The sequence below is a fragment of the Methylosinus sp. H3A genome, assembly GCF_015709455.1.
In the GTDB taxonomy this organism is placed as follows: Bacteria; Pseudomonadota; Alphaproteobacteria; order Rhizobiales; family Beijerinckiaceae; genus Methylosinus.
The window spans coordinates 3848203-3872975 of sequence record NZ_JADNQW010000005.1; the positions used below are offsets into that span (position 1 = coordinate 3848203).

Here is a 24773-nt window from a genome sequence, read left to right on the forward strand (position 1 = left end):
CGAGACCTCTCGTCTCGAGGGAACGGCGCGCGGAGGGTGGCGTCTCGCGAAAGCGGGGTCAAGCGGTGGAGGATGCGGTCATCCCGCGGCCAGCTCCCGCATCGCCGCCTCATGCACGCGCTTGTCGCCGGCGGCGATGATCGCGCCGCCCAGCGCCGCCGGGCCGCCGTCCCAGGTGGTGACGATCCCGCCCGCGCCTTCCACGATCGGGATCAGCGCGACAATGTCATACGGATTGAGATTGGTCTCGATCACGAGATCGACATGGCCGGCGGCGAGCGCGCAATAGGCGTAGCAGTCGCCGCCATAGCGCGAGAGCCGCGTCTGCGCCTCCACGCGGAAGAAATCGTCGCGCCGCCGCTCGTCGATGAGTCGCGGCGAGGTCGTCATCAAGGTCGCCTCGGCGAGAGAGGCGCAGGGGCGCGTCTGCAGCTTGCGGCGATCCTCGGCCGGCGGCGGCGGCGCTTTCCATCCCGATTCGGGGTGATGGTGGCGGGCGGGCCCGCGCCAATAGGCGGCCTCGCCATCGCCGGAGAAGCGCTCGCGCGTGAAGGGCTGGTGCATCAGCCCGTAGCAGGGCCGGCCGCGATGCTGGAGGCCGATGAGCGTGCCCCATAGCGGCAGTCCGCAAATAAAGCTCTTGGTGCCGTCGATGGGATCGAGCACCCAGACATATTCGGCGTCCGCGCGGACATTGCCGAATTCCTCGCCGATGATCCCGTGATCGGGAAAAGTGCGCTCGATGAGCCGCCGCATGGCGGTCTCAGCGGCGCGGTCGGCCTCGGTCACGGGATCGAAGGCGCCGCCCGGGGCCTTGTCCTCCGCGGTGAGGCTGGTGCGGAAGAAGGGCAGAATCGCCTCGCCTGAGGCGTCGGCGAGGCGTTCGACGAATTTTTCGAAATCGACGGCGGTCATTGCCTCTCCGGGCGCTGATATTATTCGGCGGCGGCGCGTTGTTCGCGTGGCCCCATGGCCTGCGTCAGCAGCCGCACGATCTCGCCGAGCCGGGAGGCCAGCAATTCGAAGTCGACGCCACGGCGCAGATCGGCCTCGTTCATATAGAGATTGCGCGAGATTTCGATCTGCACCGCATGCCAGCCGGCGCCGGGCTTGCCGTAATGCTCGGTGATATAGCCGCCCGCATAGGGTCGATTGCGCTGCACATGATAGCCCCATTGCCGCAGCCGCGTCTCTATGGCGTCGACGACATCGGCCGAGCAGCTCGCGCCGAAACGGTCGCCGAGCACGAAATCCGGCTTGCGCTTCTCGCGCCCGGAGGAGCTCTCCTTAGCGACATTGGACGGCATGGAGTGGCAGTCGACGAGCAGCGCCACGCCGAAGCGGCGACGCGCTCGCTCCATCAGCCCGCGCAGGGCGGCGTGATAGGGCTTGTGCAGGCTGTCGATGCGATGCAGCGCCTCGGCGACGCGCAGCCGGCCGGAATAAATCTCGCGCGCGTCGGCGACGACGCGGGGAATGGTTCCGAGGCCGGCCGCCACGCGCAGCGAGCGGGTGTTGGCGAATTCGGGCAGCGCATCCTCGAACATGCGCGGGTCGAGCTCATAGGGCTCGCGATTCAAATCCAGAAAGGCGCGGGGAAAATGCGCCTTGAGCAGCGGCGCGCCGAACGCCGGCGCGAGAGCGAAAAGATCATGCACATGCGCGTCCTCGGACCGGCGCAGGCTCGAAATATCGAGACGCGAGCTGGCGAGGAAGCTCGCCGGATAAATGTCCCCCGAATGAGGCGACGAGAACACGAGCGGCGAGGAGAGCTCGGCGGGCTCGACCAGCTCGAACGGAACATGGAGCTCGGGATCGGCAGGCCTCGGGCCCTCGGCCCGCTCGTCGTCCATCATCGTCCGGACCTCATCGATCTCACGCTCATGTCGCCCCCTCGAGAGAATATCGCGGACAAGCAGCATAGTCTCTTCGGCGCGCATATTCCCGAAAATTTCCGTTCATGCGAAACAAGGGCCGGAATTTCACGGGCCGGCGTGAGCGGGTCCTTATTTTCACCCGATTTTTACCAAACTGCGCCCTTATGTCATAGAACATGCGAGGAGCGATATGACCGACAAGATTGCCGCGAAAATCCTGCTGGCGGAAGACGACACCGACATGCGCCGCTTTCTGGTGCGCGCGCTGCAGACGGCCGGATTCTCCGTCACATCATTCGACAACGGCCTCTCCGCCTATGATCAGCTCCGCGTGGAGCCGTTCGAGCTCCTGCTCACCGACATCGTCATGCCGGAGATGGACGGCATAGAGCTCGCGCGCCGGGCCACGGAGCTCGACCCGGACATAAAAGTGATGTTCATCACCGGCTTTGCGGCGGTCGCCCTCAATCCGGACAATCAGGCGCCGCGGCAGGCGAAAATCCTCTCGAAGCCCTTCCACCTCAAGGATCTCGTCAATGAGGTGCAGCGGCTGCTCGCCGCCTGATCGCGCCGCGAATGGCGCCCGGCGCGACGCTGCGACGCGCGCGCGACCTTGCTCCTTTGCGCGCCATGCGCTATGAGCGCCGCCAAACGCCGGCGTCGGCGCGGCTCTCAGTTCGAGGAAAGACGATGAAGAAAGAAATCCATCCCGACTATCACACGATCAGGGTCGTGATGACCGACGGATCGGAGTATTTCACCCGCTCGACCTGGGGCTCCGAGGGCGACACGCTCAATCTCGACATCGACCCCAAGACGCATCCGGCCTGGACCGGCGGCTCGGCGCAGCTGCTCGACCGTGGCGGTCGCCTGTCGCGCTTCAACTCGCGCTTCGGCAATATGTCCTTCGGCAAGAAGTAAGCGCGCTCGGACATACCGACGCCGAAAAAAAGCCGCGCTCGGAAGCGCGGCTTTTTTCATTTGGGCTCGATGCCCGGCATTTCACTCGGGCGCTTTTTCCTCAGAGGCCGGGAGCGTAAGCGTTAGAGGCCTGGAGCGAAAGCGTTGCGCAGTCGCTGCAGCTGCGCCTCGACGGGGCTCTCCGATTGCGCGGAAGGGTAGCCCCTCTCCGTTCCATAGATCAGCTGATCGAGATGGATCACGCGCGCCTGCAGGCGCAGCGAGTGAATGGCGAGATCGCGCAGCTTCTGCGGGAGATGCGCGAAGACGTCTGGATTGGACGCGAGCTCCTGCTGCGACAGCCGCACCTTGTGCTTGTCGCTCGCGGCCTGCACCCTTGTGATTTCCCCCTGATTGACCGCCCGCTGCAACAGCAGCCAGGATGCGATCTGCATCAGTCGGGTCGTCAGCCGCATGCTCTCGGCCGCATAGGCGAGCGCTTCCGGGCGCGGCAGCGCCTTGGCGTCGTCGCGGCCTGCGCCGTCGAGATAGGCGGCCGCCTCCTCGACAAGCGCCATGCCCTCGCGAAACATGGCCCCGAAGGCCTCCGACCCCGCCAGCTTCTCCGCGAAGGAGACCGGCGTCTGAATGCTTTCCACCGAATCGGACGCTTGCCCCATGATACGACGCTCTCGAACGCTCGAACGTCGCGATCGTTTCGCTCCGTTCCGATGGTCCTTATGTAACGCAAATTTGCGGGGCGCGCCCTATTAGGTTTTGCTTAACCTTAATCTTTGATTCCGTACGTATTGCGCCTGAGGTCACGGCGCCCGGGCCCCTCCCGCGGCGTCGAGCGCCCGCCTGCGCCGGGGGGACCAATGCTGATGAAAAAGATTAGCCGACTGCTTTAACCAAATGAAATATCTAGTTTTATCTGTTTGCCTTAACCATCACGCGAAGAATGCCGCCAAATCGCCCGGCGGCGATCGGCGGTTTCGCAAAAAATTGTTTTTCTCGAGTGCTTTAGATCAAGCTCTTAAAGCTCCGCCAGAGGTTTGCGGCGAGGCCGTGCGATCGGCGCCGGCGACCGTTCGTCCGAGGCCCGCCTTCAGCGCGCCCGCGCAGAGAGCGGCGATCGCCAGCAGCAGGCCGACGCGCAGCAATTGCCCTGCGGAGGGCGCCGGTCGGCCGGACAGCGCGAGCGAACCGGCTCGCTCGGGGAGGCCGGCGACGGCGGCGGACCGGCGGGCGCTCGTCTCGACGATGTCCACAGGATCGATCGGCACGGGAAAACTCTCCATGAAGCGGGGCGCAGGGCCTCACTCTGGCGAGCCGGCGCTTTCGAAACGGTGAAGGCAGCGACGCGCCGTCGTCGGCACGGTTTATTCCTGGTTAACGCCAGGGTCGACGGACCTGCAGTGAATGCTTGACGCGCCCGCCGCCTCCCTGTCATTTGAAGCCTTCGCCCACCTCCCCCCTCGCGATTTTCCCAGGACTCCATGATCCGATCCGCATTGATGAACGTCATGACTGCCGCAGCCATCAAAGCGGGGCGCAGCCTGAAGCGCGACTTCGGTGAGGTCGAGAATCTACAGGTGTCCGTGAAGGGCCCCGGCGATTTCGTCTCCGCCGCCGACCGGCGCGCCGAAAAGGTCGTGTTCGAGGAATTGTCGCGCGCCCGTCCGGGCTACAGCTTTCTCATGGAGGAAGGCGGCGCGGTCGAGGGCAGCGACAAGACCCACACCTGGCATATCGATCCACTCGACGGGACGTCCAACTTCCTGCACGGCATTCCGGTTTTCGCGGTCTCGATCGGGCTCGAGCGCGAAGGCCAGCTCGTCGCCGGCGTCGTCTATAATCCGGCGACCGACGACATGTTCGTCGCCGAGAAAGGCCAGGGCGCCTATTTCAACAATCGACGCATGCGGGTCGCCTCGCGCAAATCTCTGACCGACTCGCTCGTGGCTTGCGGCATCCCTCCCCTCGCCGCGCTGGACCGCCACGCCCGCTTCCAGACCGAGCTCGCCGCCGTGATGGCCAAGACCGGCAATGTGCGCCGCATGGGAGCCGCCGCGCTCGATCTCGCCTTCGTCGCGGCCGGCCGCTGCGACGGCTATTGGGAGCGCGGCATCAAGCCTTGGGACATTGCGGCTGGAATCGTGCTGGTGCGGGAAGCCGGCGGCTTCGTCACCGATCTCGAAGGCGGCGGCGACATGCTGCCGAAAGGCGCGATCTGCGCCGGCAATGAGGCGATCCACCGCCTTTTGCTCGACACTGTCCGCAAGGCTTGAGCATGGACGGCCGCGGCCCGATATCCGGCCCGCGCATCGTCGCGCGCCGCGATTCGGACTGGGCGGCGCTTCTCGACCTCTGGGTCGCGGCCTGGCGGCAGACCTATGCGGAGATCGATTTCGAGGCGCGCCGCGACTGGCTGCAGAATCATATGGTGCAGCTGGAACGCAGCGGCGCGCGCACGCTGCTCCTGTTCGAGGGCCCCGGCCGCGCGCTCATCGGCTTCGTCACCGTCGATCCGGCCACGCATTGGCTGGACCAGCTCTGCGTGCATCCCGACCGCTTCGGCTCCGGCGCGGCGGAGGCGCTGATCGAGGCGGCGCGCAGCCTCTCGCCGGCGCGGCTGCGGCTCGACGTCAATCAGGACAATACACGCGCCGTCGCATTCTACGAACGCGAGGGCTTCGTGCGCGTCGCCGCAGGCGGGCCGAGCCTTTCGGGACGGCCGACGCTGATCATGGAATGGTCGTCGACCGCCAAGGCCGGTCCCTGAGCGCCCTGATCGATCGAACGGTTCCGCTCGATCGGAAAGCGTTTCAGGCTCCGCCTTTTTCCCCGACCAGCGCGAGCCGGACCATATTGGTCGCGCCCGGCGAGCCGAAGGGCATTCCCGCGACGATGATGATGCGGTCGCCCGGCGAGGCGAAGCCCTCGCCGAGGGAATTGACGCAGGCGCGATCGACCATGTCCTCGACGTCGCGCGCGTCCTGAGTCTCGAGCGAATGCACGCCCCAGACGAGCGCCAGCCGGCGCGCCGTGTCGCGATTGGGCGTCAGCGCCAGGATCGGCGGGCGCGGCCGTTCGCGGGCGATGCGCAGCGCCGTCGCGCCGGAAGCGGTCCAGGCGCAGATCGCCATGGAGTCGAGCGTCTCGGCAACGTCGCGCGCGGCGACCGCTATCGCATCGGCGGCGGTGGGATTTGGCGGCGCGTTGCGCTGGGCGTTGAGGATGGAGCGATAGACGCCGTCGCTCTCGACCTCCTCGGCGATGCGGCTCATCGTGGCCACGGCCTCGATCGGATATTGGCCCGCGGCGCTCTCGGCCGAGAGCATGACCGCGTCGGCGCCCTCATAGACGGCCGTCGCCACATCCGAGACCTCCGCGCGGGTCGGCAGCGGAGCCAAAATCATCGATTCGAGCATTTGCGTCGCCACCACGACCGGCTTGCCCAGCCGGCGCGCCGCGCGGGTGATGCGCTTTTGCAGGCTCGGCACCTTCTCGAGCGGCACTTCGACGCCGAGATCGCCGCGCGCCACCATCAGCGCGTCGGCCACCTCTATGATCTCGTCCAGCCGGGCGATGGCCTGCGGCTTCTCGATCTTGGCCATGACCAGCGCGCGCGAGCCGACGACCTGCTTGACCTCGAGCACATCCTCCGCCCGTTGCACGAAGGAGATCGCCACCCAATCGACGCCCTCGATCAGAGCGGCGTCGAGATCGGCGCGGTCCTTCGGCGTCATCGAGGTGATAGGAATGTCGGTGTCCGGCAGGCTCACGCCCTTGCGGTTGGAGACGCGTCCGCCGACGTCGACGACGGCGCGCGCCATATCGTCCGAGGTCTCGACGACATGCAGGCGGACCTTGCCGTCGTCGATGAGGATCGAATCGCCGGCTTTCAGCGCCTGAAGAATTTCCGGATGCGGGAGCTGCACGCGCGCCGCGTCGCCCGGCGTCGGGTCGGCGTCGAGCACGAAATGATCGCCCTTGCGCAAATGCACTGGTCCATCGGCGAAGGCGCCGATGCGGAGCTTGGGCCCCTGCAGATCGACCAATATGCCGATGGCGCGGCCGGTCTCGGCCTCGATCTCGCGGATCATGCGCACATAGGCGGCGAGCCCGGCATGATCGGTGTGGCTCATATTGATCCGAAACACATCGGCGCCGGCCGTCGACAGGCCGGCCACGACGGTCTTCTCGACGCTCGCCGGACCGAGCGTCGCGATGATCTTCACGCGCCGCAACCTTCTCATTTTCTCGCCCAATCCTCGTTTGTCAGAGCCGCGCGGCCACCCTCGTCACTGTGTCGAGGACGGCGTCGGATCGGTGAGCTGCACCGTCCAATTCTTGGCGTCACGCCCCGTGTCGATCTCGAAGAAGCCCGTGCGGTCGAAGCCGCGCGCGAAGCAATCGTCCCGCCCGTCGATGCGGAATTCGCGATCACGCGTACACATGAACGCCTTGCCCTTCCATTCTCCGCCACGCTCGTCCATCGCATATACGTAATAGTACTGCGCCGCGAGCGGTCCGCGCAACAAAGTCTCGCAGGCCGAGGAGCGCAAATTCCACCACCCTTCCGACAGCCAATTGCGTCCGTCCGTATAGGCCAAGGCCACGCTCACCCGATTCGTCGTGTTGTTGCACAGCCGAAAATCCGCTCTCGCAGCGGATATAGCGCAAAGACAACACGAAATGATCACAAACGGAGTCGAGCGGCCGGACATTGGGAAGGACAGTCGCGAGAGGGTCGAAGAAGCGGCGCCGCGGACCCGCGGCCCGAAGCGGCGCATGCACAGCCAAACCACGGGACGGCCGCTTTGTCCACCCCGACGACGCCACGCTGACGACGCCTCGACAGGCGCGAAGCCGGTCGAGGCGTGGCCGTCTTGTCACCGTCCGGTCCTAGCGTAGACTTCGAGACAGGATTTCCCGCCGGACCGTAGAGGTCCGGGCAAGACTTTTCGATGGAGCGCATCATGTCGCAATTGCTCGAGACGAAAACCGAGGCTCAAGACGAGGTCACGGCGCCCGCGCCGCAGTGGAAGACGGATTTCTATTGGGTCTGCCGCATTCTCTGGGCCTGCCGCGTGAGCGTGGCGAGCGCGCTCGCCGGCCTGCTGCTGTTCGGCCTCGTCGATCAGGCGCAGAATTTGTTCGCCGATCGCTCCTTCGACGACTTCCTCTTCGGGGCGCATTATTGGCTCTCCGTCTTCGTCGCCATCTTCCTGGTCTGGGCTTTCCCGGTCCATTACGGCGCGCGCCGCGTGCTCGAGGACGCCGATTCGGCCTGGATGATCCCCTATTTTCTCCGCGTCGAAATGCGCGACAACGACATTCGCTCCGTCCGCGACCATGTGCGCCGCCGCTTCGGGCACGTCATCGCCTGGACGCCGCGCCTTCTCGGCCTCACGCCTTTCGTCGCGGTCGCGCTCGGCCTCATGGGCGCGCAGGCCTCGATCGAGAACGCCGCCATACTCTCGGAAGCGACGGCGACGCGCGACCAGATATGGGCGCTGCTGGCGCTCGACGCCGCGACGGCCGCGGCTTTCGTCTATTTCGTCGTGAAGCGTCAGCGCATCGCCAAATTCATCGGCGCGAGCATGAATCTGCAACTGCTGACCGACGCCTCGCTCTACGCCACCACCGCGGTTTTCGTTTCGGCGCTGATCTGGCCCTTCTTCCTGTCGGATCATGCGCCGCGCGCATTGATCGCTCCCTTTCTGCTCGGCAGCCTCGTGCTGGGCGCGAGCTGGCTGGTGCGCAAGGGCTATGAGACCGGACGGCCGCTGCTTTTGACCGCGATCCTCTTCGCCGCCGCGATCACGGCGGCGAATACGCGGCTCGACGATGTGCGCACCCTGCCCGAGGCCGCCGACGCGCTCTCCAAGGCGGATCGGCAGATCGACATCACCGAAGCTGTGCGCAATTGGAAGGCCGCCAATGGCTGCGCCGAGAACGAATGTCCGCCGGCGCTCATCGTCGCAGCCGAGGGCGGCGCCAGCCGCGCGGCCTATATGGCGGCGACGGTCGTCGGCCATTTGATCGATCGCGATGGCGATCTCGGCGATGGGCCGGCGCTGACGTCGCCCGGACGGCGCGTCTTCGCTTTCTCCGGCGTCTCGGGCGGCGCCTTCGGCTCGGCGATTTTCCGCGCGGCGCTCTCGGACGTGGCGGAAAAGGACGTCGCGACTCCGCCCTGCGTCAATACAGCGCGCGTCTGGGTCGGCGCCCATGAGGGCCGCGATCCGACGACGAGCTGGCGTGACTGCCTGCAATTGCTGGTCTCCGGCGATTATCTCTCGCCGACCGTCGTCGGCCTCGGCTTTCGCGACAATTTCTCGCCGCGCAAATTTTTCGTGGGCGACGAGAGCTGGATGGAGGATCGCGCGGCGCTGCTCGAGAAGTCCTGGGAGCGTCATTATGATTTCGTGACCAACCCCGCCTATAAGAACGACTATTGGACCGGCGAGCTGATCCAGACCGGCGAGCCCTGCGCGAGCGGCGCGACGCGCGGCATGTGCCGCCGCTTGGGCTATGCGCGCGCGACGCCGGCCGGCAAATGGGCCCCGCTGCTGCTGCTCAACGGCACGTCGGTGGACAGCGGGACACGCATCATCGGAACCGATCTTATTTCGACACGCCCCGCCCCGGCGAGCAATTCGCGCGCGCCGCTCTATCCGGCGGCCTATGATTTCTTCGAGATGATCTCGACGCCCTGCAAATCGCCGAAGGGCGATATGTGCCCGGCCGCGGCGCATGGCGCAGAGGATGTCGCGTCGCTGCGCAACGGCCCCGACATTCTCTTGTCGACGGCGGCGCTGCTCAGCGCGCGCTTCCCCGTGATCTCGCCGGCGGGCGCGCTGCGCACCAAGGATGACGCGACACATGGCGACCGCATCGTCGACGGCGGCTACTTCGACAATGCCGGCCTCGCCTCCGCGCTCGATGTCGCGCGCGCGCTGAAAGGCGAAGGCGTCACGCCGCTGATCCTGTGGGTGCAGAACGATCCTGTCGGCGCGCTCACCGACAATACGCTGCCGCCGCGCGCGGCGGGCACGCCGCGGCTCGGCGCGACGGGCGTGAATTTCTTGTCCGATCTCTTCGGCCTCGTCGCCGCGCCCGTAGACGCTCTGTTGGCGACGCGCGCAGGCCATGCGGCGGAACAGGCGGCGCTCGCCCAGCGCAGCCTCGTCGAGATGAACGCCGACACCGACCGCTATGCCGGCGACATGACCGCGAGCTTCTTCCAGATCGGCGTGCGCGTGCAGCCCGTTCTGGTCGCGGACGGCGGCGACGATCCGCTGCTCGACAAGACCTGCGCCCGCTTCAAGGGCCAGACCTTGTCCATGTCCAAAGTGTCGATGAGCTGGTGGCTGTCGCAATCGGTGCAGGCCGATCTCGACGCGCAGCTCTGCGACAAGGACAATCGCCAGAGCCTGAAGGATCTCATCACACGGCTGAAGCAGAAGCTGCCGCTGGTGAAATCCGTGTGGTGAGACGGCCCCGCGGCTTCAGCCGCGGCGCAGCAAGGCGGCGGCGCGCGGCGCGTAATAAGTGAGAACGCCGGCCGCGCCCGCACGCTTGAAGGCGGTGAGGCTCTCCATCATCGCGCGCTCGCCGTCCAGCCAGCCATTGGCGACGGCGGCCTCGATCATCGAATATTCGCCGGACACCTGATAGGCGAAGGTCGGCGCGTGGAAGGCGTCGACGACGCGCCGCACGATGTCGAGATAGGGCATGCCCGGCTTGACCATCACCATATCGGCGCCCTGCTCGAGGTCGAGCGCCACCTCGCGCAGCGCCTCGTCCGAGTTGGCGGGGTCCATCTGATAGGTGCGCTTGTCGCCGCGCAGAGTCTTATTGGTGCCGATGGCGTCGCGGAACGGCCCGTAGAAGGCCGAGGCGTATTTGGCGGCGTAGCTCATGATCTGGACGCTCTCGAACCCCTCGGCGTCGAGCGCGGCGCGGATCGCGCCGATGCGGCCGTCCATCATATCCGAGGGCGCGATGACATCGGCGCCGGCGCGCGCCTGATTGACCGCCTGCGCCGCCAGCACGGCGACGGTCTCGTCATTGACGATCTCGTCACCGATCAGCAGCCCGTCATGGCCGTGGCTCGTATAGGGGTCGAGCGCGACATCGGTGATAATCCCTATGTCGGGAACCGCCTTTTTTATCGCGCGGCAGGCGAGGCAGACGAGATTTTCGGGATCGAGCGCCGCCGAGCCATGCGGATCGCGCAGCGCAGGATCGGTGTTGGGAAAGAGCGCGACCGCCGGCACGCCGAGCGAAGCCGCCTCCTCTATCGCCTCCAGCGCCGTGTCGATCGAATAGCGATAGACGCCCGGCATGGACGCGATCGGCTCGCAGCGCCCTACGCCGTCGAGCAGAAACACCGGCCAGATCAGATCGTCGGCGGTGAGCCGCGTCTCGCGCACGAGGCGGCGCGCCCATTCGCTCTTGCGATTGCGGCGCGGGCGCGTCGCGAGCGTGAGCCGCGCGGATGACGCGCTGATTTTGTTTCCGGAAGACTCCATGTCGACCTCCAAATGTCGACCTCCAGCGCAGCCACGTGAGGAGAGGATGCGCGCCGCGGCGAAGCGTGCCTAACACGCCGCTCGCCATATTGGGAAGACTGCGAAACCTCCGAACGTTGACGCCCCGCAGCGTTCCGGTCTAGAGCCGTCGTCGAGCCCGACGCCGCGCCTTTTTCCGCGGACGCGGCGCGACGCAGCATTGGGAGCCGATGACGGAACGAGTGATCGCGCGAGACCCCGGCGGCGTTCCCTCTCCGCCGCGGAGCGCCTGCGCGGCGATCGTCGCTTCGCTCTGCATGCTCACGACCGCTGTCGCCGCGCCACAGCCCGCGCCTTCGAGCGATCGCCCGCCCCATGTCGCCGCGCGCCGCGCGCCGCGCGCGCCCGCGCCGCCGCGTCGTCCGCCGGAGCAACGCGCGCCGCAGCCGGCAGAGGCTCCGCCCGCCGCGCCGCCGGAGCTGCCGCCGCTCGACACTTCGGCGCCGCCGCCGTCGCTGCCGCGCGCGCCGCGCGAACGCATGCGCCAATGCGCGATGCAATGGATGAAGATCAAGCAGGAAGGGCGAGTGGGCGGGACGAGCTGGCGCGAATTCGCGACCCGATGTCTGACCCGCTGAAGGCCTGAAGTCGCGCTTCGCCGTCTGTCCGAGACCATAACGTCGAGGTCCGAAGAGGAGGCGCGTCAGGCGATCGAGGAGCGCGGGCCGAGCCGGCCCGGGCAATAGGATTGCTGCGAAACGCGTTCACGATGCGAGGTGGATCGGCTGCGCATGGCGAACGCGTTTCGGCCGCGGTCTTTCGTCAGACCGTCTCCGAGCTTTCCGGCGCCGGAGGAGTTTCCTTTGGCTTGCGCGGAGCGCGACGCTTGACGGGAGCCTTGCGCGCGGTCTTCTTCGTTGCGGTCTTCTTCGTCGCGGTGCGCTTCTTCGTAGCGACGCGCTTCTTCGTAGCGACGCGCTTCTTCGTCGCCACCTTGCGCGTGGTCTTGCGGGCGACCTTCTTCGAAGCGGCCTTGCGCGCGACCTTCCGCGTGGCCTTCTTGGCGGCGGCCTTCTTGGTCGCGGCCTTCTTGGTCGCGGTCTTCTTGGTCGCAGTCTTACGAGCACCCTTCTTCGCGGTCGCCTTTTTCGCAGGCTTACGCTTCGTCGTTGGTTTCGCCATCTTCAGTCCCCTTGATCCATATCGTCGGAATGTCGCTATGACCGACAATAGGCGGCAATAGCGTAGCGTGGTTAACCAGTCGTTCAAGTGGCGCTTTCACGAATTGCATGCGCGAGCGATGTCGCATACCGCGAAACAAGAGCGACTGCGCGACGCCGACGACGTCGCCGCATGCGTCGCAAAGGCGCAGAACGCGTCGCGCGCGCCACATCGCGACATTGATCTCGACATTGTCGGAAACGCTCGTCACGCATCGGCGAAGATGCGCCGTCATCTCGTCGACGCGCAATGAGCAGCCGCCGACGAAGCGTTCAATCTATTGTTTTTCTTTGTAGACTAGCGCGCGCACGCAATTGCGCGACGCGCATGCGCGCGACATCGGCCGCGCGCTCGATCGACATTTCGAGGTTTTGTTTCACGCTGTCGCCAACGCTCTGCGACCTTCGCGTCGCAAGTCTCGGTCTGCGCGAGACGGCGTCGGCGACGCGCTCGCGAAAGCCGTCGAGCGCTCGTCGAGCGCCGCAGATCGCATGAAAAAAAATTGTGCGCAGCGCGCGCGCCGAGCGTCGCGAAAGCCGCGCTGCGGCCTTCGCGCGGCGTCGATTCGATCGAATCGACGCCGCCAGTGATTCGTATTTCGGCTTTGTCGGAAGCGTCTCAGACGCCGAGGCGGCTCTTCAGCAACTCATTGACGGCTTGCGGATTAGCCTTTCCGCCGGTCGCCTTCATCACCTGGCCGACGAACCAGCCGAGCATCGTCGGCTTCGCCTTCGCTTGCGCGACCTTGTCTGGATTGGCGGCGATGATCTCGTCGATCGCCTTTTCGATCGCGCCGGTGTCGGTCACCTGCTTCAGACCGCGTGTCTCGACGATCTCGCGCGGATCGCCGCCCTCTTGCCAGACGATCTCGAACAAATCCTTGCCGAGCTTGCCCGAGATGACGCCCTGCGAAATGAGATCGACGATGGCGCCGATCGCCGCAGCGGACACGGGCGAACGCGTAATGTCGAGACCTTCCTTGTTGAGGCGGCCGAACAATTCATTGATGACCCAATTGGCGACGAGCTTGGCGTCGCGGCCTTTCGCCGCCTCCTCGAAGAAGTCGGCGCTCGCGCGCTCGGCGACGAGAACGCCTGCGTCATAGGGCGGCAGGCCGTAATCGGCGACGAAGCGCGCGCGCTTCTCGTCCGGCAGCTCCGGCAGTTCGGCCTTCAGCGCGTCGACATAGGGCTGGTCGAATTCGAGCGGCAGCAGATCCGGGTCCGGGAAATAGCGGTAATCGTGCGCCTCCTCCTTGGAGCGCATGGAGCGCGTCTCGCCCTTGCCGGGATCGAAGAGGCGCGTCTCCTGCGAGATGACGCCGCCATCCTCGAGAATACCGATCTGGCGGCGCGCCTCCACCTCCACCGCCTGGCCGATGAAGCGTATGGAGTTGACGTTCTTGATCTCGCAGCGCGTGCCGAAGGGCGCGCCGGGCTTGCGCACGGAGACGTTCACGTCGGCGCGCAGAGAGCCCTGCTCCATATTGCCGTCGCAGGAGCCGATGTAGCGCAAAATGGTGCGCAGCTTGGAGACATAGGCGCGCGCCTCCTCCGCCGAGCGAATGTCCGGCTTCGACACGATCTCCATCAGCGCGACGCCGGAGCGGTTCAAATCCACGTGGCTCTCGGTGGCCGAGAGATCGTGGATGGACTTGCCGGCGTCCTGCTCGAGATGCAGCCGCTCTATGCCGACGGTGATGCGCTCGCTAGGCGTCACATCGACGATCACCTCGCCCTCGCCGACGATCGGATGCTTGTACTGAGAAATCTGATAGCCCTGCGGCAGGTCGGGATAGAAATAATTCTTCCGATCGAACACTGAACGCAGATTGATCTTCGCCTGCAGGCCGAGCCCGGTGCGAACGGCTTGGCGGACGCATTCCTCATTTATGACCGGCAGCATTCCGGGCATGGCGGCGTCGACGAGCGAGACATGGTCATTGGGCTCGCCGCCATATTCCGCGCTGGCGCCGGAGAAGAGCTTGGCCTTGCTCGTCACCTGGGCGTGGATCTCCATGCCGACGACGATCTCCCAGTCGCCGGTCGCGCCTTTGATGAGTTTGCTGGGCTGCGTCTCGCGCGTGTTCATGTCTCTTCGTCCTCGACCTGCGTCTTTCGTTCCGGAGAATTCTACATCTAAGATCGACGCTCGTCATATGCGAGCCGAAGGCGAAGCAATCCAGGGGCCGCGGGACGGCTCCTGGATTGCTTCGCCGCTCCGCTCGCGCAATGCGGCTCAGGAGCGCGAAGGCGCCTCGCCCTGCTCGCGCTCGCCCATCAGCCGTTCCTCATGGGCTATCGACCATTCGATCAGCGCGCGCCACAGCGCTTGCGCCACTTCGCCGGCGAGTCCTTCACGCTCCGCCGCGGCGGCGACGCGCGCCAGCACTTCGTCGACGCGCTCGGGCACGCGCGCCGGAATGCCCAGAGACGGCTTCACGGCGGCGGCGCGCTCGATCTGGCGCTGGCGGCGGGCGAGCAGCGCGACGAGCTCGTCGTCGAGCGAGTCTATAGTGGCGCGCACGTCCGACATTTCGTCGCGCGGTTCGAGCTTTGCGGCCTCTGCTCTGCGCGTCATTTCGCCTCGGTCCACCAGGGCTGCGGGAAGTCGATCTTCGGAGCGGCGCTCTCCAGCGCCGCGGCCAGCGAGAACAAGGTCGCCTCGTCGAAGGGGCGGCCGATGAGCTGCAGGCCGAGCGGCAATCCGTCGGCGCCGAGCCCGCCCGGCACGGCTATGCCCGGCAGGCCCGCCATATTCACCGTCACGGTGAAAATGTCGTTGAGATACATTTCGACGGGATCGGCCGCGCCCTTCTCACCCTGCGCGAAGGCGGTGGAAGGCGTCGCGGGCGTCAGCACGGCGTCGACGCCGGCCGCGAAAGCCTCGTCGAAATCGCGCTTGATGAGGCTGCGGATTTTTTGCGCGCGCACATAAAAGGCGTCGTAATAGCCATGCGAGAGCACATAGGCGCCGATCATCACGCGGCGACGCACCTCGGCTCCAAAACCCTTGGCGCGCGTCTTCTCATACATGCCGGCGATGTCGCGGCCCTTCTCGCGCAGGCCGTAGCGCACGCCGTCATAGCGCGCGAGATTGGAGGAGGCCTCCGCCGGAGCGATGATGTAATAGGCCGGCAGCGCATAGCGCGTATGCGGCAGGGAAATCTCTACGATCTCCGCGCCTGCGTCGCGCAGCCAGGCGACGCCCTGGTCCCAGAGCGCATTGATCTCGGCGCCGCCGCCGATGCGGTATTCCTTGGGGATGCCGATGCGGCGGCCCTTCACCGAGGCGCCGATCGCCGCCTCGTAATCGGGAACGGGCGCGTCGACGCTGGTCGTGTCCTTGGGATCATGGCCTGCCATGGAGCGCAACATGATTGCCGCGTCGCGCACCGTGCGCGTGATCGGCCCGGCCTGATCGAGCGAGGAGGCGAAGGCGACAATGCCCCAGCGCGAGCAACGGCCATAGGTCGGCTTTATGCCCACGGTGCCGGTGAAAGCCGCCGGCTGGCGAATGGAGCCGCCCGTGTCGGTCGCCGTGGCGCCCAGCGCGAGACGCGCCGCGACAGCGGCGGAAGACCCGCCCGAGGAGCCGCCGGGAACGATCTTCGCGTCGTCGAAGCCGCCATCCTTCTTGCGTCGCCAGGGCGAGACGACGGGGCCGAAGGCGCTCGTCTCATTGGACGAGCCCATCGCGAATTCGTCGAGGTTGAGCTTGCCCAGCATCACCGCGCCGTCGCGCCAGAGATTGGCGGACACGGTCGAGTCGTAAGTAGGCGTGAAGCCGTCGAGGATGCGGCTCCCCGCCGTGGTGCGCACGCCCTTGGTGCAATAGAGATCCTTTATGCCGAGCGGCAGACCCTCGAGCGGGCGCGCCTCGCCGCGGGCGAGGCGCACGTCGCTCTCGCGCGCCGCCTCCAGCGCGAGCTCCGGCGTCTCGGTGATGAAGGCGTTGAGCGCGCGCGCGGTCTCGATCGCCTCGACATGGGCGCGGGTCAGCTCGACCGCCGACAGTTTCTTCGAAACGAGCGCGTCGCGCGCCTCGGCGAGGGAGAAATGCGTAGGATCGGACATGAATGCGTTCGCTCGTTCGGTCTTTGAGCCCGCGTCTCGCGCGGGCGCTCGCTCGTCGTTGCGGAAGGCGGTTATTCGATGACCTTGGGCACGACGAAATAATGGTCTTCCTTTTCCGGCGCATTGGCCAGAATGGCGTCGGCGAAGCCGCCGTCGGTGACGACGTCTTTCCGTTTCTTCATTTGCATGGGCAGGACGGATGTCAAAGGCTCGACGCCTTCGACGTCGACGCCCGACAGCTCGGCGACGAAATCCAATATTGCGTTGAGCTCCGCGCCGAGGCGCTCGACCTCTTCATCCTCGACGGCGATGCGCGCGAGATGGGCGATGCGGCGGACAGTCGCCTGATCGACGGACATTTTGTGGAGCTCCGTTCCGACTTCGTCCCGCGCGCTATACCACTCGCGGCTTCGACGGCGCAATGCGCACGTCTGCTTTCGGCCATGCAACGGCCGCGCCGGATTTCCCCGCCGGATTTCCCGAAGACGCCGCGCCGTGCTAGGCGGTTGCGATGACCGCCGGACCAAAGACGCTCGAGGAGCTCGCCGCGCTGCTGCCGCAAAAGCGCCGGCTGATGGGGCTCGACATCGGCACGAAGACGATCGGCCTGGGGCTGTCGGACGTCGAACGCCGGCTGGCGACGCCGCTCGAGACGATACGCCGCGTGAAATTCACCAAGGACGCCGAACGTCTCGCTGCGCTCCTCGCGCAATTCGAGATCGGCGCGCTGATCGTCGGCCTGCCGCTCAACATGGACGGGTCTGAAGGCCCGCGCGCGCAAGCGACACGGGCCTTCATGCGCAATTTCGACGCGACGCGACGAATGCCCTACGCCTTCTGGGACGAGCGGCTTTCGACGGCCGCAGTCACCAGAGAGCTGCTGGCGCAGGACGTTTCGCGCGCCAAACGGGCCGAGGTCGTGGATCGCATGGCCGCGGCCTATATTCTGCAAGGCGCCCTAGACAGGCTGGGGCGCCTCGCTACGGGAGGCTAGAACGACCGGCTCACCACCAGCCGCGACGTCCCCAGCCGCCCCAGCCGCCACCCCAGCCGCCGCCCCAGCCGCCGCCGCCGAAGCCGATGTTCAGCGCGCCGCCGAGAAGGCCGGCGCCCGCGCCGATGATGCCGGGGCCGCCGCCATAGCCGTATCCATAGGAGGGATAGGCGTAGGTAGCCGCCACGACCGGCACGGCGACAGCCGTCGCCACCGGAGCCGCGACATAGGCCGTGCGACGCTCATACAAGGGATAGTAGGCGGTGCGGCGCTCGATGATGCGACGCACATAGACCGTGCGGTGCTCGATACGACGCGGCGGGCAGTAATGGGCGGAACGGCCTTCGCGATGACGACGGAAATGAACCTCGTCCGTCGCCGCCGGCAGCGACACGGACGCCACATTCGCCATTCCGACCGGTCCGGCCAAAGCGGCGCCGCCGCCGATAGGCGCGGCGAAGCCGATCACGGCGCTCGCGGCGCCCAGTAGAGACAAATTCACAACCTTGCTCATGACCCAAGCCTCCTCGTGGCTCTCGCCCCCCTTTCCCGCCGCCCGAACGAGGCGGCCGGAACCTTTCGTCACGGCGCGATCCGCGCGCCGGCTCGACGTCGGCTCGCGCCGGCGCGGACGATCATAGTGGTGATGGCAGTCGCGAAAGCGCGGACGACTGGCTGCGCAGGGAGGAGCGCTGTCGGTAAATGGAAGCCAACGCACATATCAGTCCCCAACTCATCAGTCGCTCGAGCGCGCCTCGACAAAAATTCCAATTACGCCGCCGCTCCGATGAGAACCGCGGTCCAGGTGAAGAGGGAACTAAGGCGCCCTTACCTTCCGTCCAGACCGTCGAGGATCAAAAAAAACCCTCCGTTAACGCTCCCGCCTCCGCAGCAGCGCCCGAAATAGAAAAACTTTGAGTTGTATCGCGTCATATTTCGACGCGAACGGCGACCCGAGGTCCTCAGCTGCGACGACTTGAGCTCCCGTCGACGAACGACGCAAAAACGACCTCCGACCGCGTTGACAAGTCAAAGGCCGAGAGGCATTTTACGACTATAGGTTGAAAGTTTGAATTGCCGGCGCTCCCTTCGCGCCGACGCGAGGAGCCGATGCGAAATAGCCGAGACGCCCTTTCCGCCGAGACCGCCGCGAGCGATGCGAGGACGGCCTCTCTCGCCGATTATATTGCAGAAATGGCGGGGGAGCTGGCGACGATGGCGGATCGATCCGAGCTCACGATGCTCGCCTATTTCCTCAATCTCGCGCGTGTCGAGGCCGAGGCGAAATCGCGCGAGCTGACCGCTTCGGTCGCCGCCAGGGCGCGCGGCCGCGCCTGACAAATCGCTCGTTCACACCAAAGAGACGAGATTCGACCCGTGCCGCGCCAGGCGCCCGGCGAGATCGAGTTCCAATAGCGCGGCGTTGACCTCGCGCGCCGGAAGACCCGCCGCTCGCACGAGATCGTCGACGGCGACAGGCGCGGGGCCGAGCAGCGCCATGATCCGCGCGACCGGGTCGATCGCTTCCGTCTCGTCGTCGGCGGTTGCGAGCGCAATGCGCCGCGCGCTCGCCGGATAGTCTTCCTGCGCGAGCGGCGGAGGACGATCATGCGCGAAATTCGTCGCCCGTTCCTGCAGGGAAAACAAATCGTCCATTTCTTCCCAGAACGGCTCCTCGGCGCGAACGCCCTCCCCTTCCCCGAACAGATCGCCCTGTCGACCGGCGCTCGCGGCGAGCGCGCGCGTGACGTCGTCCGCCCCCGCGCAGAGCGTCGCGCCTTGGCGCAGGAGATCATTGGTCCCTTCGGCGCGCGGATCGAGCGGCGAGCCGGGGACGGCGAACACCTCGCGGCCCTGCTCCATCGCGAATCGCGCGGTGATGAGCGAGCCCGAGCGACGCGCCGCCTCGACGACGACGACGCCGCGCGACAGGCCCGACACGATGCGGTTGCGGCGTGGGAAATCGCGGCCGCGCGGCTCCCATTCGAGCGGCATTTCCGTCACCACCGCGCCGCCCCGCGCGACGATCTCCTCGATGAGCGGCAGATGCTCGGACGGATAGGGTCGCGCATGGCCGCCGGCGAGGACGGCGATGGTTCCTGCGGCGAGACTCGCGCGATGGGCGGCGAGATCGACGCCCCGCGCGAGGCCCGAGACGATGATGTAATTTTCCCGCGCGAGCCCTTGCGCAAGACGCTCGGCGAAAGTGAGCCCGGCGGCCGAGGCGTTGCGCGAGCCGACGATGGCGACACAGGGCCGCGACAGAATTTCCGCCGAGCCGCGCAACGCGAGCAACGGCGGCGCCGCCTCGATCGCGCGCAGCGGCGCAGGATAATCGGCGTCGCCGAGCGCGACGAAACGCACGCCGAGCTTTTGCGCGCGCGCCATCTCGGCGCGCACGTCGTCCGGCTCGGCGATGCGGATCATCCGCCCATGAGCGGAGCGCGCGAGCAGATCGGGAAGCGCCTCCAGCGCCGCCTGCGCGCCGCCGAATTTGTTGACGAGCTGACGAAAAGTCCGCGGCCCGACATTCTCCGAACGTATCAGCCGCAGCCAGTGAAAGAGCTGCTCCTCCGACAAACGGCTCGCGGAGGGCGGCTCGCTCATGCCTTTTGCCCGATCCGGCTCTCGTTGCCGGCCAGCAGACGACGGATATTATCGCGATGCTTCCACCACAAGAGCGCCGCCATGGCCGCGAAGACGAACGCCTCGCGTCCATGCCCATTCGCCGCGAGGACGAGCGGCGCGGCGAGGCTCGCGGCGAGCGCCGAGAGCGAGGAATAGCGGAACAGAGCGGCGGTCGACAGCCACACGGCGGCGAAGGCGAGGCCCGCCGGCCAGCTCAGCCCGAACAATGCGCCGAGAAAGGTCGCGACGCCCTTGCCGCCGCGAAAACGCAGCCAGATGGGAGCGATATGGCCGACGAAGGCCGCCGCAGCAGCGATGACGGCGCCGTCGGACGAAATCTGCGCGCCGATGATCGCTGCGGCGACGCCTTTGAGCGCGTCGAGCAGCAGCGTCGCCGCGGCGAGATCCTTGCGCCCGGTGCGCAGGACATTGGTCGCGCCGATATTGCCCGAGCCGATCGAGCGAATGTCGGTCGTCCCCGCGAGCCGCGTCAGCAGCAGGCCGAAGGGAATTGACCCGAGAAGATAGCCGACCGCCAGCGCGCCGAGCTCTGAAAGAGAAAAAAACGTCAAGGACAAAGACCCGAGCCGCGCGGACGACGCCTTTCGCCGAACGCGCGACCGAAGTTAGTCGAGCCCGCCGTTCCCTGCAAGACGAGGACGAAAACGAAGACGAGGAAAGGCCGACGATCGCGGCGGCATGGCGCGGAATGTGCTTCGAAACCGACCCGAGACCATATAAAGCAAATTCAGGGAAGTCGCGCACAGAGCCGATCGATGGCCGAATTCGAGAATCTCGTCGATCTGATCTATCGCTCGGCCACGGACCCGGATTTATGGCCGCAGGCGATGCATGATCTCGCCGCCTGCGTGGATGCGGCGGGCGGCGTCATCCTCACTCGTCGGGCCGACGCATGGCTCGGATGGCGCTATTCGTCCGCTATGGCCGGGGTCGACGCTTATCTCCACTCGCCGGCCGTCGCGACGAGCCAGGCGACCGTCCGGCTGCTCGCCGCGGAAAGAGCCGGCTTCGTCGACGCCTATGATGTTTTTACGCCGGAGGAGTGGCTCGCCGATCCAGTGATGACGCATTGGGGAACCCCCGCCGGCCTGCGCCACGCCGCCGCCTTGGCCGCGCCCATGCCGACCGATGATTTCGTGGTGGTCCAGGTCAATCGCCGTATCGGCCAGCCTCCGTTCGAACCCGCCGACATCGCGCGTCTCGATGCGTTTCGTCCCCATCTCGCGCGGGCCGGATTCCTCGCGGCGCGTTGGCGCCTCGAGCGCCTGCGCGCGGCGACGGAGGCGCTCGCGCTGATCGGGCTTCCCGCCGCAGTCCTCGACACGCGCGGCAGAGCGCTCGCCGCCAACGACCTCGTCGAGAAGATGACGCGGCACGTCAAATGGCTGCCCGACGATCGCCTCGCGCTCGCCGATTCCACCGCCAATGGCATGCTTCGGCGCGCCTTGGCGGATATTTCCGCTCCCGCCGCCGCGACGGTCCGCTCCTTTCCCGCGAGAGGACGCGCCGACGATACGGTGATCGTCCATCTCGTTCCGATGACCGGCCAGGCGCGCGATCTCTTCGACGGCGGATGCGCCCTGATGGTCGTCACGCCGGTCGCCGTGCGCCGCGCTCCCGATGCGGCGCTGATCCGCGGTCTCTTCGATCTCACCGCCGCCGAAGCGAATGTCGCGAGCGGAATCGTCGAAGGCCTGTCGCCGGAGCAGATCGCCGAGCGGCACGGAACCTCGCGGGCGACCGTGCGCTGCCAGCTCAAGGGCGTCTTCGCCAAGACCGGCGTCGGCCGCCAATCTCAGCTCGCCGCTCTGCTCGCGCGTCAGCTCGAGCTCCCCTATCCGCCGACGAAATAGCGCTGCGCTCTGGTGGCGCGCAGCCGCCGCCTCTTGTGAAATTCTGCGGCAAATCGTGCTAAATTCGCGCTCATGTCTCGCGCTGGCCGCCTCTTCGAATTGCTGCAGATTCTGCGCGGCCGCCGACGTCCCGTCAGCGGCGCAGAGCTCGCGCGCGAGGCCGGCGTCTCCTTGCGCACGCTCTATCGCGACATCGCCGCGCTGCAGACCATGGGCGCGGAGATCGAAGGCGAGCCGGGGGTCGGCTATGTTCTGCGTCCCGGCTTTCTGATGCCGCCGCTGATGTTCTCCGAGGAGGAGATCGAAGCGCTGGAGCTCGGCGCCAAATGGGTCGCGCAGCGCACCGACGACGGGCTCTCGCGCGCGGCGCGGAGCGCCATGGCGAAAATCGGCGCGGTTCTGCCGCAAGATCTACGGACGAGACCGGAGCATGACGCGCTCATCGTCGGCCCGGGATGGCGCAAGATCCAGCCTGTCGAGCTGAAGCTGCTGCGCCGCGCGCTGCGCGAGGAGCGCAAGCTCGCCATCTCCTACAGCGACGGGAAAGGCGCGCGCACGCGACGCAAGGTCTGGCCGGTGGCGCTCGGCTTTTTCGAATCCGCCCGCGTGCTCGTCGCCTGGTGCGAGCTGAGAGGCGACTTCCGCCATTTCCGCACCGACCGGATCGAGACGGCGGAGCTGTTGGACGAGCGCCCGCCGCGCCGCCGCCATGCGCTGCAAAAAGACTGGCGCAACTCTATGCTGACAGAATCTGACAGCGTCTCGGCCTATGGACGTCGCGCGTCTGCGCCGGCAAAAGGAGATTCCATGTCCGAACTCGTTTTCTACACCAATCCGCAATCGCGCGGCATGATCGTCCATTGGCTCCTCGAGGAGATCGGCGCGCCCTATAGGGTCGAGGTCGAGGACTATGGGACCACGATCAAAGCGCCGGAATTTCTGGCGATCAATCCCATGGGCAAGGTGCCGGCGATCCGCCATGGCGATGCGATCGTGACCGAAGCCGCCGCGATCTGCGCCTATCTCGCCGACGCCTTTCCACAGGCCGCGCTCGCGCCGCCGCCCGCCGCGCGCGACGCCTATTATCGCTGGATGTTCTTCGCCGCCGGCTGCCTGGAGCCGGCGATGTCCAATCATTCCGTCGGCTGGGATCCTTCGGCGGATATGCAGCGCCGCTTCGGCTACGGCTGCTACGCCGCCGTCGTGGACACGCTGGCGACGGCGTTGGCGGGCAAGCGCTACATCGCCGGCGACGCCTTCAGCGCGGCCGATGTCTATGTCGGCTCGATGATCGGCTTCGGCATGCGCTTCGGCGCGTTGGAGAAGCGGCCCGAGTTCGAAGCCTATTGGCGCGGCCTCGAGAACCGCCCGGCGCGGCTGCGCGCCGTCGAGCAGAATGAGAAGCTCGCTTCACGGCAGGCCTGGGCCCCGGCCTGACCGCCCCGCTCCGGGTGGGGCGAGAACGCCCCACCCGCATGATTTCTGTCGAGAGCTCGGCGCGAGCGGCAATTTTCCCGAGCGGGGCCGATCCCCATGCGCTAGAAAGCTGTGGGGCGAGAGCGCCTCGAAGCGACAGAGATGACGGAATCAGAACGCAGACCGCGCCCGCGCGCCTTCCGCCTCGACGGCGAACAGATCGTCCCGCCCAGGAGCGCGAAGCCTCAGGAGGCGGACCGCGCCCAGGCGAGCGTTTTCGAGGCGCAAGTCGACGTCTTCGCGCTCGAGCTCGAGACGCCGCGCGACTTCGTCGAGGAAGAAAAGGCGATCGAGGCTGCGCAGAAGCGCGGCGTTCTGCGCAGCATGCTGGTCTCATGGGGCGGATTATTCGTCTCGGCGGTGACCGGACTGCTCTCGCTGGCCGGCGCCATGTGGCTCGCCAATCTCGTCGAGGATCTCTTCGCCCATTCGGCGCTGCTCGGAACGGTCGGCCTGGTCCTCGCGGGCGCCGCGCTCGTCGCGCTTTTGGCGCTGCTCGCCAAGGAGTTCACCGCGATCGCGCGCCAGAATCGTATCGCCAAGCTGCATATCGCGCTCGCCGAGGCGCGCCTCGGCGACGATATAAAAGCCGCGCGCGAACATGTGAAAGAGCTGTGCAAACTCTATGAGGACCGCCCCGAGACCGGCAGGGCGCGAGCGCTCGTGCTGGAATTCTCGCAGCAGATCATCGATGGGCGCGATCTCGTCGATCTCGCCGAGCGTCATCTCGCCCATCCGCTCGACGCGCAGGCGCGCCGCGAGATCGCCGACGCCTCCAAGCGCGTCTCCATCGTCACCACGGTCAGCCCGCGTGCGCTGCTCGACGTGCTGTTCGTCGCCGCGCAGGCGATAAGGTTGATGCGCCGCATCGCGGAAATCTATGGCGGACGGCCGGGGCTGCTGGGCTTTTTCAAGCTCGCGCGCTCGGTCGGCGCGCATCTCGCGATCACCGGCGGCCTCGCCATCGGCGATTCGCTGTTGCAGCAGGTGGTCGGCCACGGCATCGCCGCAAAACTCTCCGCGCGGCTCGGCGAGGGCGTGCTCAACGGGCTGATGACCGCGCGCGTCGGCCTCTCGGCGATGGCGGTCTGCCGACCCATGCCGTTCAGCGCCGAAAAGCCGCCCGGTGTCGCCGATGTGGCGCCTTTCTTGTTCGGCGACCGCGGCAATGGCTGACGTCGCCGGGCCGCGGCGATCCCTCC

The 24773-nt window shown here is 66.6% G+C and carries 26 protein-coding genes; 11 read left to right on the top strand and 15 right to left on the bottom strand.

All coding sequences use genetic code 11. From position 1 onward, the window contains the following. Window positions 1-78 precede the first annotated feature (78 nt). The gene (gene hisN, locus IY145_RS20770) at window positions 79-915 is read right to left on the bottom strand and encodes a histidinol-phosphatase (RefSeq protein WP_196409938.1); all 837 of its coding nucleotides are present in this window, start codon (window positions 913-915) and stop codon (window positions 79-81) included. A gap of 20 nt (window positions 916-935) precedes the next feature. After that, window positions 936-1853, bottom strand: a complete 918-nt coding sequence (locus IY145_RS20775; protein ID WP_196410653.1) for an N-formylglutamate amidohydrolase — start codon at window positions 1851-1853, stop codon at window positions 936-938. Window positions 1854-2067: 214 nt separating this feature from the next. Here IY145_RS20775 and cpdR point away from each other — a divergent pair, with 214 nt between their 5' ends. Then, window positions 2068-2442 carry a cell cycle two-component system response regulator CpdR gene (cpdR, locus tag IY145_RS20780; RefSeq protein ID WP_108918517.1) on the top strand — a complete coding sequence of 125 codons (375 nt, stop codon included), beginning with the start codon at window positions 2068-2070 and terminating at the stop codon, window positions 2440-2442. Between the two features lie 125 nt (window positions 2443-2567). Next, window positions 2568-2798, top strand: coding sequence for a 50S ribosomal protein L31 (rpmE, locus tag IY145_RS20785; protein WP_108918516.1), 231 nt, complete (start codon window positions 2568-2570; stop codon window positions 2796-2798). A 122-nt stretch (window positions 2799-2920) separates the two neighbouring features. On the opposite strand, the gene IY145_RS20790 is transcribed toward rpmE, so the two are convergent. Both IY145_RS20790 and IY145_RS20795 read right to left on the bottom strand, forming a co-directional pair. Further along, complete coding sequence (locus tag IY145_RS20790) at window positions 2921-3457, bottom strand: DUF1465 family protein (RefSeq protein WP_196409939.1); 537 nt, start codon at window positions 3455-3457, stop codon at window positions 2921-2923. 348 nt (window positions 3458-3805) lie between these two features. Beyond that, window positions 3806-4063, bottom strand: a complete 258-nt coding sequence (locus tag IY145_RS20795) for a hypothetical protein (RefSeq protein WP_196409940.1) — start codon at window positions 4061-4063, stop codon at window positions 3806-3808. Window positions 4064-4276: 213 nt separating this feature from the next. Between IY145_RS20795 and IY145_RS20800 the strand changes: the two genes are divergently transcribed. Both IY145_RS20800 and IY145_RS20805 read left to right on the top strand, forming a co-directional pair. Beyond that, entirely contained in the window at window positions 4277-5068 is a 792-nt protein-coding gene (locus IY145_RS20800) for an inositol monophosphatase family protein (RefSeq protein WP_196409941.1), read from the top strand. 2 nt (window positions 5069-5070) lie between these two features. Then, window positions 5071-5562, top strand: a complete 492-nt coding sequence (locus IY145_RS20805) for a GNAT family N-acetyltransferase (protein WP_196409942.1) — start codon at window positions 5071-5073, stop codon at window positions 5560-5562. 43 nt (window positions 5563-5605) lie between these two features. On the opposite strand, the gene pyk is transcribed toward IY145_RS20805, so the two are convergent. Continuing rightward, window positions 5606-7039 carry a pyruvate kinase gene (gene pyk, locus IY145_RS20810; protein ID WP_196409943.1) on the bottom strand — a complete coding sequence of 478 codons (1434 nt, stop codon included), beginning with the start codon at window positions 7037-7039 and terminating at the stop codon, window positions 5606-5608. Between the two features lie 45 nt (window positions 7040-7084). Beyond that, entirely contained in the window at window positions 7085-7510 is a 426-nt protein-coding gene (locus IY145_RS20815) for a DUF1036 domain-containing protein (RefSeq protein ID WP_196410654.1), read from the bottom strand. 252 nt (window positions 7511-7762) lie between these two features. Here IY145_RS20815 and IY145_RS20820 point away from each other — a divergent pair, with 252 nt between their 5' ends. Further along, the gene (locus IY145_RS20820; RefSeq protein WP_196409944.1) at window positions 7763-10282 is read left to right on the top strand and encodes a hypothetical protein; all 2520 of its coding nucleotides are present in this window, start codon (window positions 7763-7765) and stop codon (window positions 10280-10282) included. Window positions 10283-10297: 15 nt separating this feature from the next. Here IY145_RS20820 and hemB read toward each other — a convergent pair whose 3' ends face one another. After that, a complete protein-coding gene (gene hemB, locus IY145_RS20825; RefSeq protein ID WP_196409945.1) occupies window positions 10298-11323 on the bottom strand; it encodes a porphobilinogen synthase in 1026 nt (341 codons plus the stop codon). A 209-nt stretch (window positions 11324-11532) separates the two neighbouring features. On the opposite strand from hemB, the gene IY145_RS20830 reads away from it, so the two are divergent. Continuing rightward, complete coding sequence (locus IY145_RS20830; protein WP_196409946.1) at window positions 11533-11940, top strand: hypothetical protein; 408 nt, start codon at window positions 11533-11535, stop codon at window positions 11938-11940. A 184-nt stretch (window positions 11941-12124) separates the two neighbouring features. Here IY145_RS20830 and IY145_RS20835 read toward each other — a convergent pair whose 3' ends face one another. The 5 genes from IY145_RS20835 to gatC all read right to left on the bottom strand — a co-directional run bounded on the left by IY145_RS20835 (window position 12125) and on the right by gatC (window position 16958). Beyond that, complete coding sequence (locus IY145_RS20835; protein WP_196409947.1) at window positions 12125-12484, bottom strand: hypothetical protein; 360 nt, start codon at window positions 12482-12484, stop codon at window positions 12125-12127. Between the two features lie 657 nt (window positions 12485-13141). Continuing rightward, window positions 13142-14614 carry an Asp-tRNA(Asn)/Glu-tRNA(Gln) amidotransferase subunit GatB gene (gene gatB, locus IY145_RS20840; protein ID WP_196409948.1) on the bottom strand — a complete coding sequence of 491 codons (1473 nt, stop codon included), beginning with the start codon at window positions 14612-14614 and terminating at the stop codon, window positions 13142-13144. Window positions 14615-14761: 147 nt separating this feature from the next. Further along, entirely contained in the window at window positions 14762-15103 is a 342-nt protein-coding gene (locus IY145_RS20845) for a chorismate mutase (protein ID WP_196409949.1), read from the bottom strand. Beyond that, on the bottom strand, window positions 15100-16599 hold the full coding sequence (gene gatA / locus IY145_RS20850; protein ID WP_196409950.1) for an Asp-tRNA(Asn)/Glu-tRNA(Gln) amidotransferase subunit GatA: 1500 nt from the start codon (window positions 16597-16599) through the stop codon (window positions 15100-15102). The genes IY145_RS20845 and gatA overlap by 4 nt, the downstream gene beginning before the upstream one ends. A 71-nt stretch (window positions 16600-16670) precedes the next feature. Then, window positions 16671-16958 carry an Asp-tRNA(Asn)/Glu-tRNA(Gln) amidotransferase subunit GatC gene (gene gatC, locus IY145_RS20855; RefSeq protein ID WP_196409951.1) on the bottom strand — a complete coding sequence of 96 codons (288 nt, stop codon included), beginning with the start codon at window positions 16956-16958 and terminating at the stop codon, window positions 16671-16673. Between the two features lie 152 nt (window positions 16959-17110). On the opposite strand from gatC, the gene ruvX reads away from it, so the two are divergent. Beyond that, a complete protein-coding gene (gene ruvX / locus IY145_RS20860) occupies window positions 17111-17593 on the top strand; it encodes a Holliday junction resolvase RuvX (RefSeq protein WP_196409952.1) in 483 nt (160 codons plus the stop codon). A gap of 10 nt (window positions 17594-17603) precedes the next feature. Here ruvX and IY145_RS20865 read toward each other — a convergent pair whose 3' ends face one another. Next, on the bottom strand, window positions 17604-18107 hold the full coding sequence (locus IY145_RS20865) for a hypothetical protein (protein ID WP_196409953.1): 504 nt from the start codon (window positions 18105-18107) through the stop codon (window positions 17604-17606). A gap of 596 nt (window positions 18108-18703) precedes the next feature. On the opposite strand from IY145_RS20865, the gene IY145_RS20870 reads away from it, so the two are divergent. Then, on the top strand, window positions 18704-18931 hold the full coding sequence (locus tag IY145_RS20870; protein ID WP_196409954.1) for a hypothetical protein: 228 nt from the start codon (window positions 18704-18706) through the stop codon (window positions 18929-18931). 12 nt (window positions 18932-18943) lie between these two features. Here the strand turns inward: IY145_RS20870 and dprA are convergent, their stop codons facing one another. Together dprA and plsY are read right to left on the bottom strand one after the other, a co-directional pair. Beyond that, complete coding sequence (gene dprA, locus IY145_RS20875) at window positions 18944-20200, bottom strand: DNA-processing protein DprA (RefSeq protein ID WP_196409955.1); 1257 nt, start codon at window positions 20198-20200, stop codon at window positions 18944-18946. Beyond that, window positions 20197-20793: a glycerol-3-phosphate 1-O-acyltransferase PlsY gene (gene plsY, locus IY145_RS20880; protein ID WP_196409956.1), complete on the bottom strand. Its 597-nt coding sequence runs from the start codon at window positions 20791-20793 to the stop codon at window positions 20197-20199. The genes dprA and plsY overlap by 4 nt, the downstream gene beginning before the upstream one ends. 204 nt (window positions 20794-20997) lie before the next feature. Here plsY and IY145_RS20885 point away from each other — a divergent pair, with 204 nt between their 5' ends. The 3 genes from IY145_RS20885 to IY145_RS20895 all read left to right on the top strand — a co-directional run bounded on the left by IY145_RS20885 (window position 20998) and on the right by IY145_RS20895 (window position 24747). Then, entirely contained in the window at window positions 20998-22095 is a 1098-nt protein-coding gene (locus tag IY145_RS20885; RefSeq protein ID WP_196409957.1) for a helix-turn-helix transcriptional regulator, read from the top strand. 72 nt (window positions 22096-22167) lie between these two features. Beyond that, entirely contained in the window at window positions 22168-23532 is a 1365-nt protein-coding gene (locus tag IY145_RS20890; protein WP_196409958.1) for an HTH domain-containing protein, read from the top strand. A gap of 141 nt (window positions 23533-23673) precedes the next feature. Continuing rightward, window positions 23674-24747 (top strand): YcjF family protein, encoded by a 1074-nt coding sequence (locus tag IY145_RS20895; protein WP_196409959.1) that lies wholly within the window; start codon window positions 23674-23676, stop codon window positions 24745-24747. Window positions 24748-24773: the final 26 nt, after the last annotated feature.

What these genes read in the sequence shown, in the direction of transcription:
- hisN (WP_196409938.1), bottom strand. Translation starts at nt 915, where the DNA reads ATGACCGCCGTCGATTTCGAAAAATTCGTCGAACGCCTCGCCGACGCC.
- IY145_RS20870 (WP_196409954.1), top strand. Translation starts at nt 18,704, where the DNA reads ATGCGAAATAGCCGAGACGCCCTTTCCGCCGAGACCGCCGCGAGCGAT.
- IY145_RS20890 (WP_196409958.1), top strand. Translation starts at nt 22,168, where the DNA reads ATGTCTCGCGCTGGCCGCCTCTTCGAATTGCTGCAGATTCTGCGCGGC.
- IY145_RS20815 (WP_196410654.1), bottom strand. Translation starts at nt 7,510, where the DNA reads ATGTCCGGCCGCTCGACTCCGTTTGTGATCATTTCGTGTTGTCTTTGC.
- pyk (WP_196409943.1), bottom strand. Translation starts at nt 7,039, where the DNA reads ATGAGAAGGTTGCGGCGCGTGAAGATCATCGCGACGCTCGGTCCGGCG.
- IY145_RS20775 (WP_196410653.1), bottom strand. Translation starts at nt 1,853, where the DNA reads ATGGACGACGAGCGGGCCGAGGGCCCGAGGCCTGCCGATCCCGAGCTC.
- IY145_RS20790 (WP_196409939.1), bottom strand. Translation starts at nt 3,457, where the DNA reads ATGGGGCAAGCGTCCGATTCGGTGGAAAGCATTCAGACGCCGGTCTCC.
- gatB (WP_196409948.1), bottom strand. Translation starts at nt 14,614, where the DNA reads ATGAACACGCGCGAGACGCAGCCCAGCAAACTCATCAAAGGCGCGACC.
- IY145_RS20805 (WP_196409942.1), top strand. Translation starts at nt 5,071, where the DNA reads ATGGACGGCCGCGGCCCGATATCCGGCCCGCGCATCGTCGCGCGCCGC.
- ruvX (WP_196409952.1), top strand. Translation starts at nt 17,111, where the DNA reads ATGACCGCCGGACCAAAGACGCTCGAGGAGCTCGCCGCGCTGCTGCCG.
- cpdR (WP_108918517.1), top strand. Translation starts at nt 2,068, where the DNA reads ATGACCGACAAGATTGCCGCGAAAATCCTGCTGGCGGAAGACGACACC.
- IY145_RS20845 (WP_196409949.1), bottom strand. Translation starts at nt 15,103, where the DNA reads ATGACGCGCAGAGCAGAGGCCGCAAAGCTCGAACCGCGCGACGAAATG.
- IY145_RS20830 (WP_196409946.1), top strand. Translation starts at nt 11,533, where the DNA reads ATGACGGAACGAGTGATCGCGCGAGACCCCGGCGGCGTTCCCTCTCCG.
- IY145_RS20800 (WP_196409941.1), top strand. Translation starts at nt 4,277, where the DNA reads ATGATCCGATCCGCATTGATGAACGTCATGACTGCCGCAGCCATCAAA.
- gatA (WP_196409950.1), bottom strand. Translation starts at nt 16,599, where the DNA reads ATGTCCGATCCTACGCATTTCTCCCTCGCCGAGGCGCGCGACGCGCTC.
- IY145_RS20820 (WP_196409944.1), top strand. Translation starts at nt 7,763, where the DNA reads ATGTCGCAATTGCTCGAGACGAAAACCGAGGCTCAAGACGAGGTCACG.
- IY145_RS20835 (WP_196409947.1), bottom strand. Translation starts at nt 12,484, where the DNA reads ATGGCGAAACCAACGACGAAGCGTAAGCCTGCGAAAAAGGCGACCGCG.
- IY145_RS20895 (WP_196409959.1), top strand. Translation starts at nt 23,674, where the DNA reads ATGACGGAATCAGAACGCAGACCGCGCCCGCGCGCCTTCCGCCTCGAC.
- hemB (WP_196409945.1), bottom strand. Translation starts at nt 11,323, where the DNA reads ATGGAGTCTTCCGGAAACAAAATCAGCGCGTCATCCGCGCGGCTCACG.
- gatC (WP_196409951.1), bottom strand. Translation starts at nt 16,958, where the DNA reads ATGTCCGTCGATCAGGCGACTGTCCGCCGCATCGCCCATCTCGCGCGC.
- dprA (WP_196409955.1), bottom strand. Translation starts at nt 20,200, where the DNA reads ATGAGCGAGCCGCCCTCCGCGAGCCGTTTGTCGGAGGAGCAGCTCTTT.
- rpmE (WP_108918516.1), top strand. Translation starts at nt 2,568, where the DNA reads ATGAAGAAAGAAATCCATCCCGACTATCACACGATCAGGGTCGTGATG.
- IY145_RS20865 (WP_196409953.1), bottom strand. Translation starts at nt 18,107, where the DNA reads ATGAGCAAGGTTGTGAATTTGTCTCTACTGGGCGCCGCGAGCGCCGTG.
- IY145_RS20885 (WP_196409957.1), top strand. Translation starts at nt 20,998, where the DNA reads ATGGCCGAATTCGAGAATCTCGTCGATCTGATCTATCGCTCGGCCACG.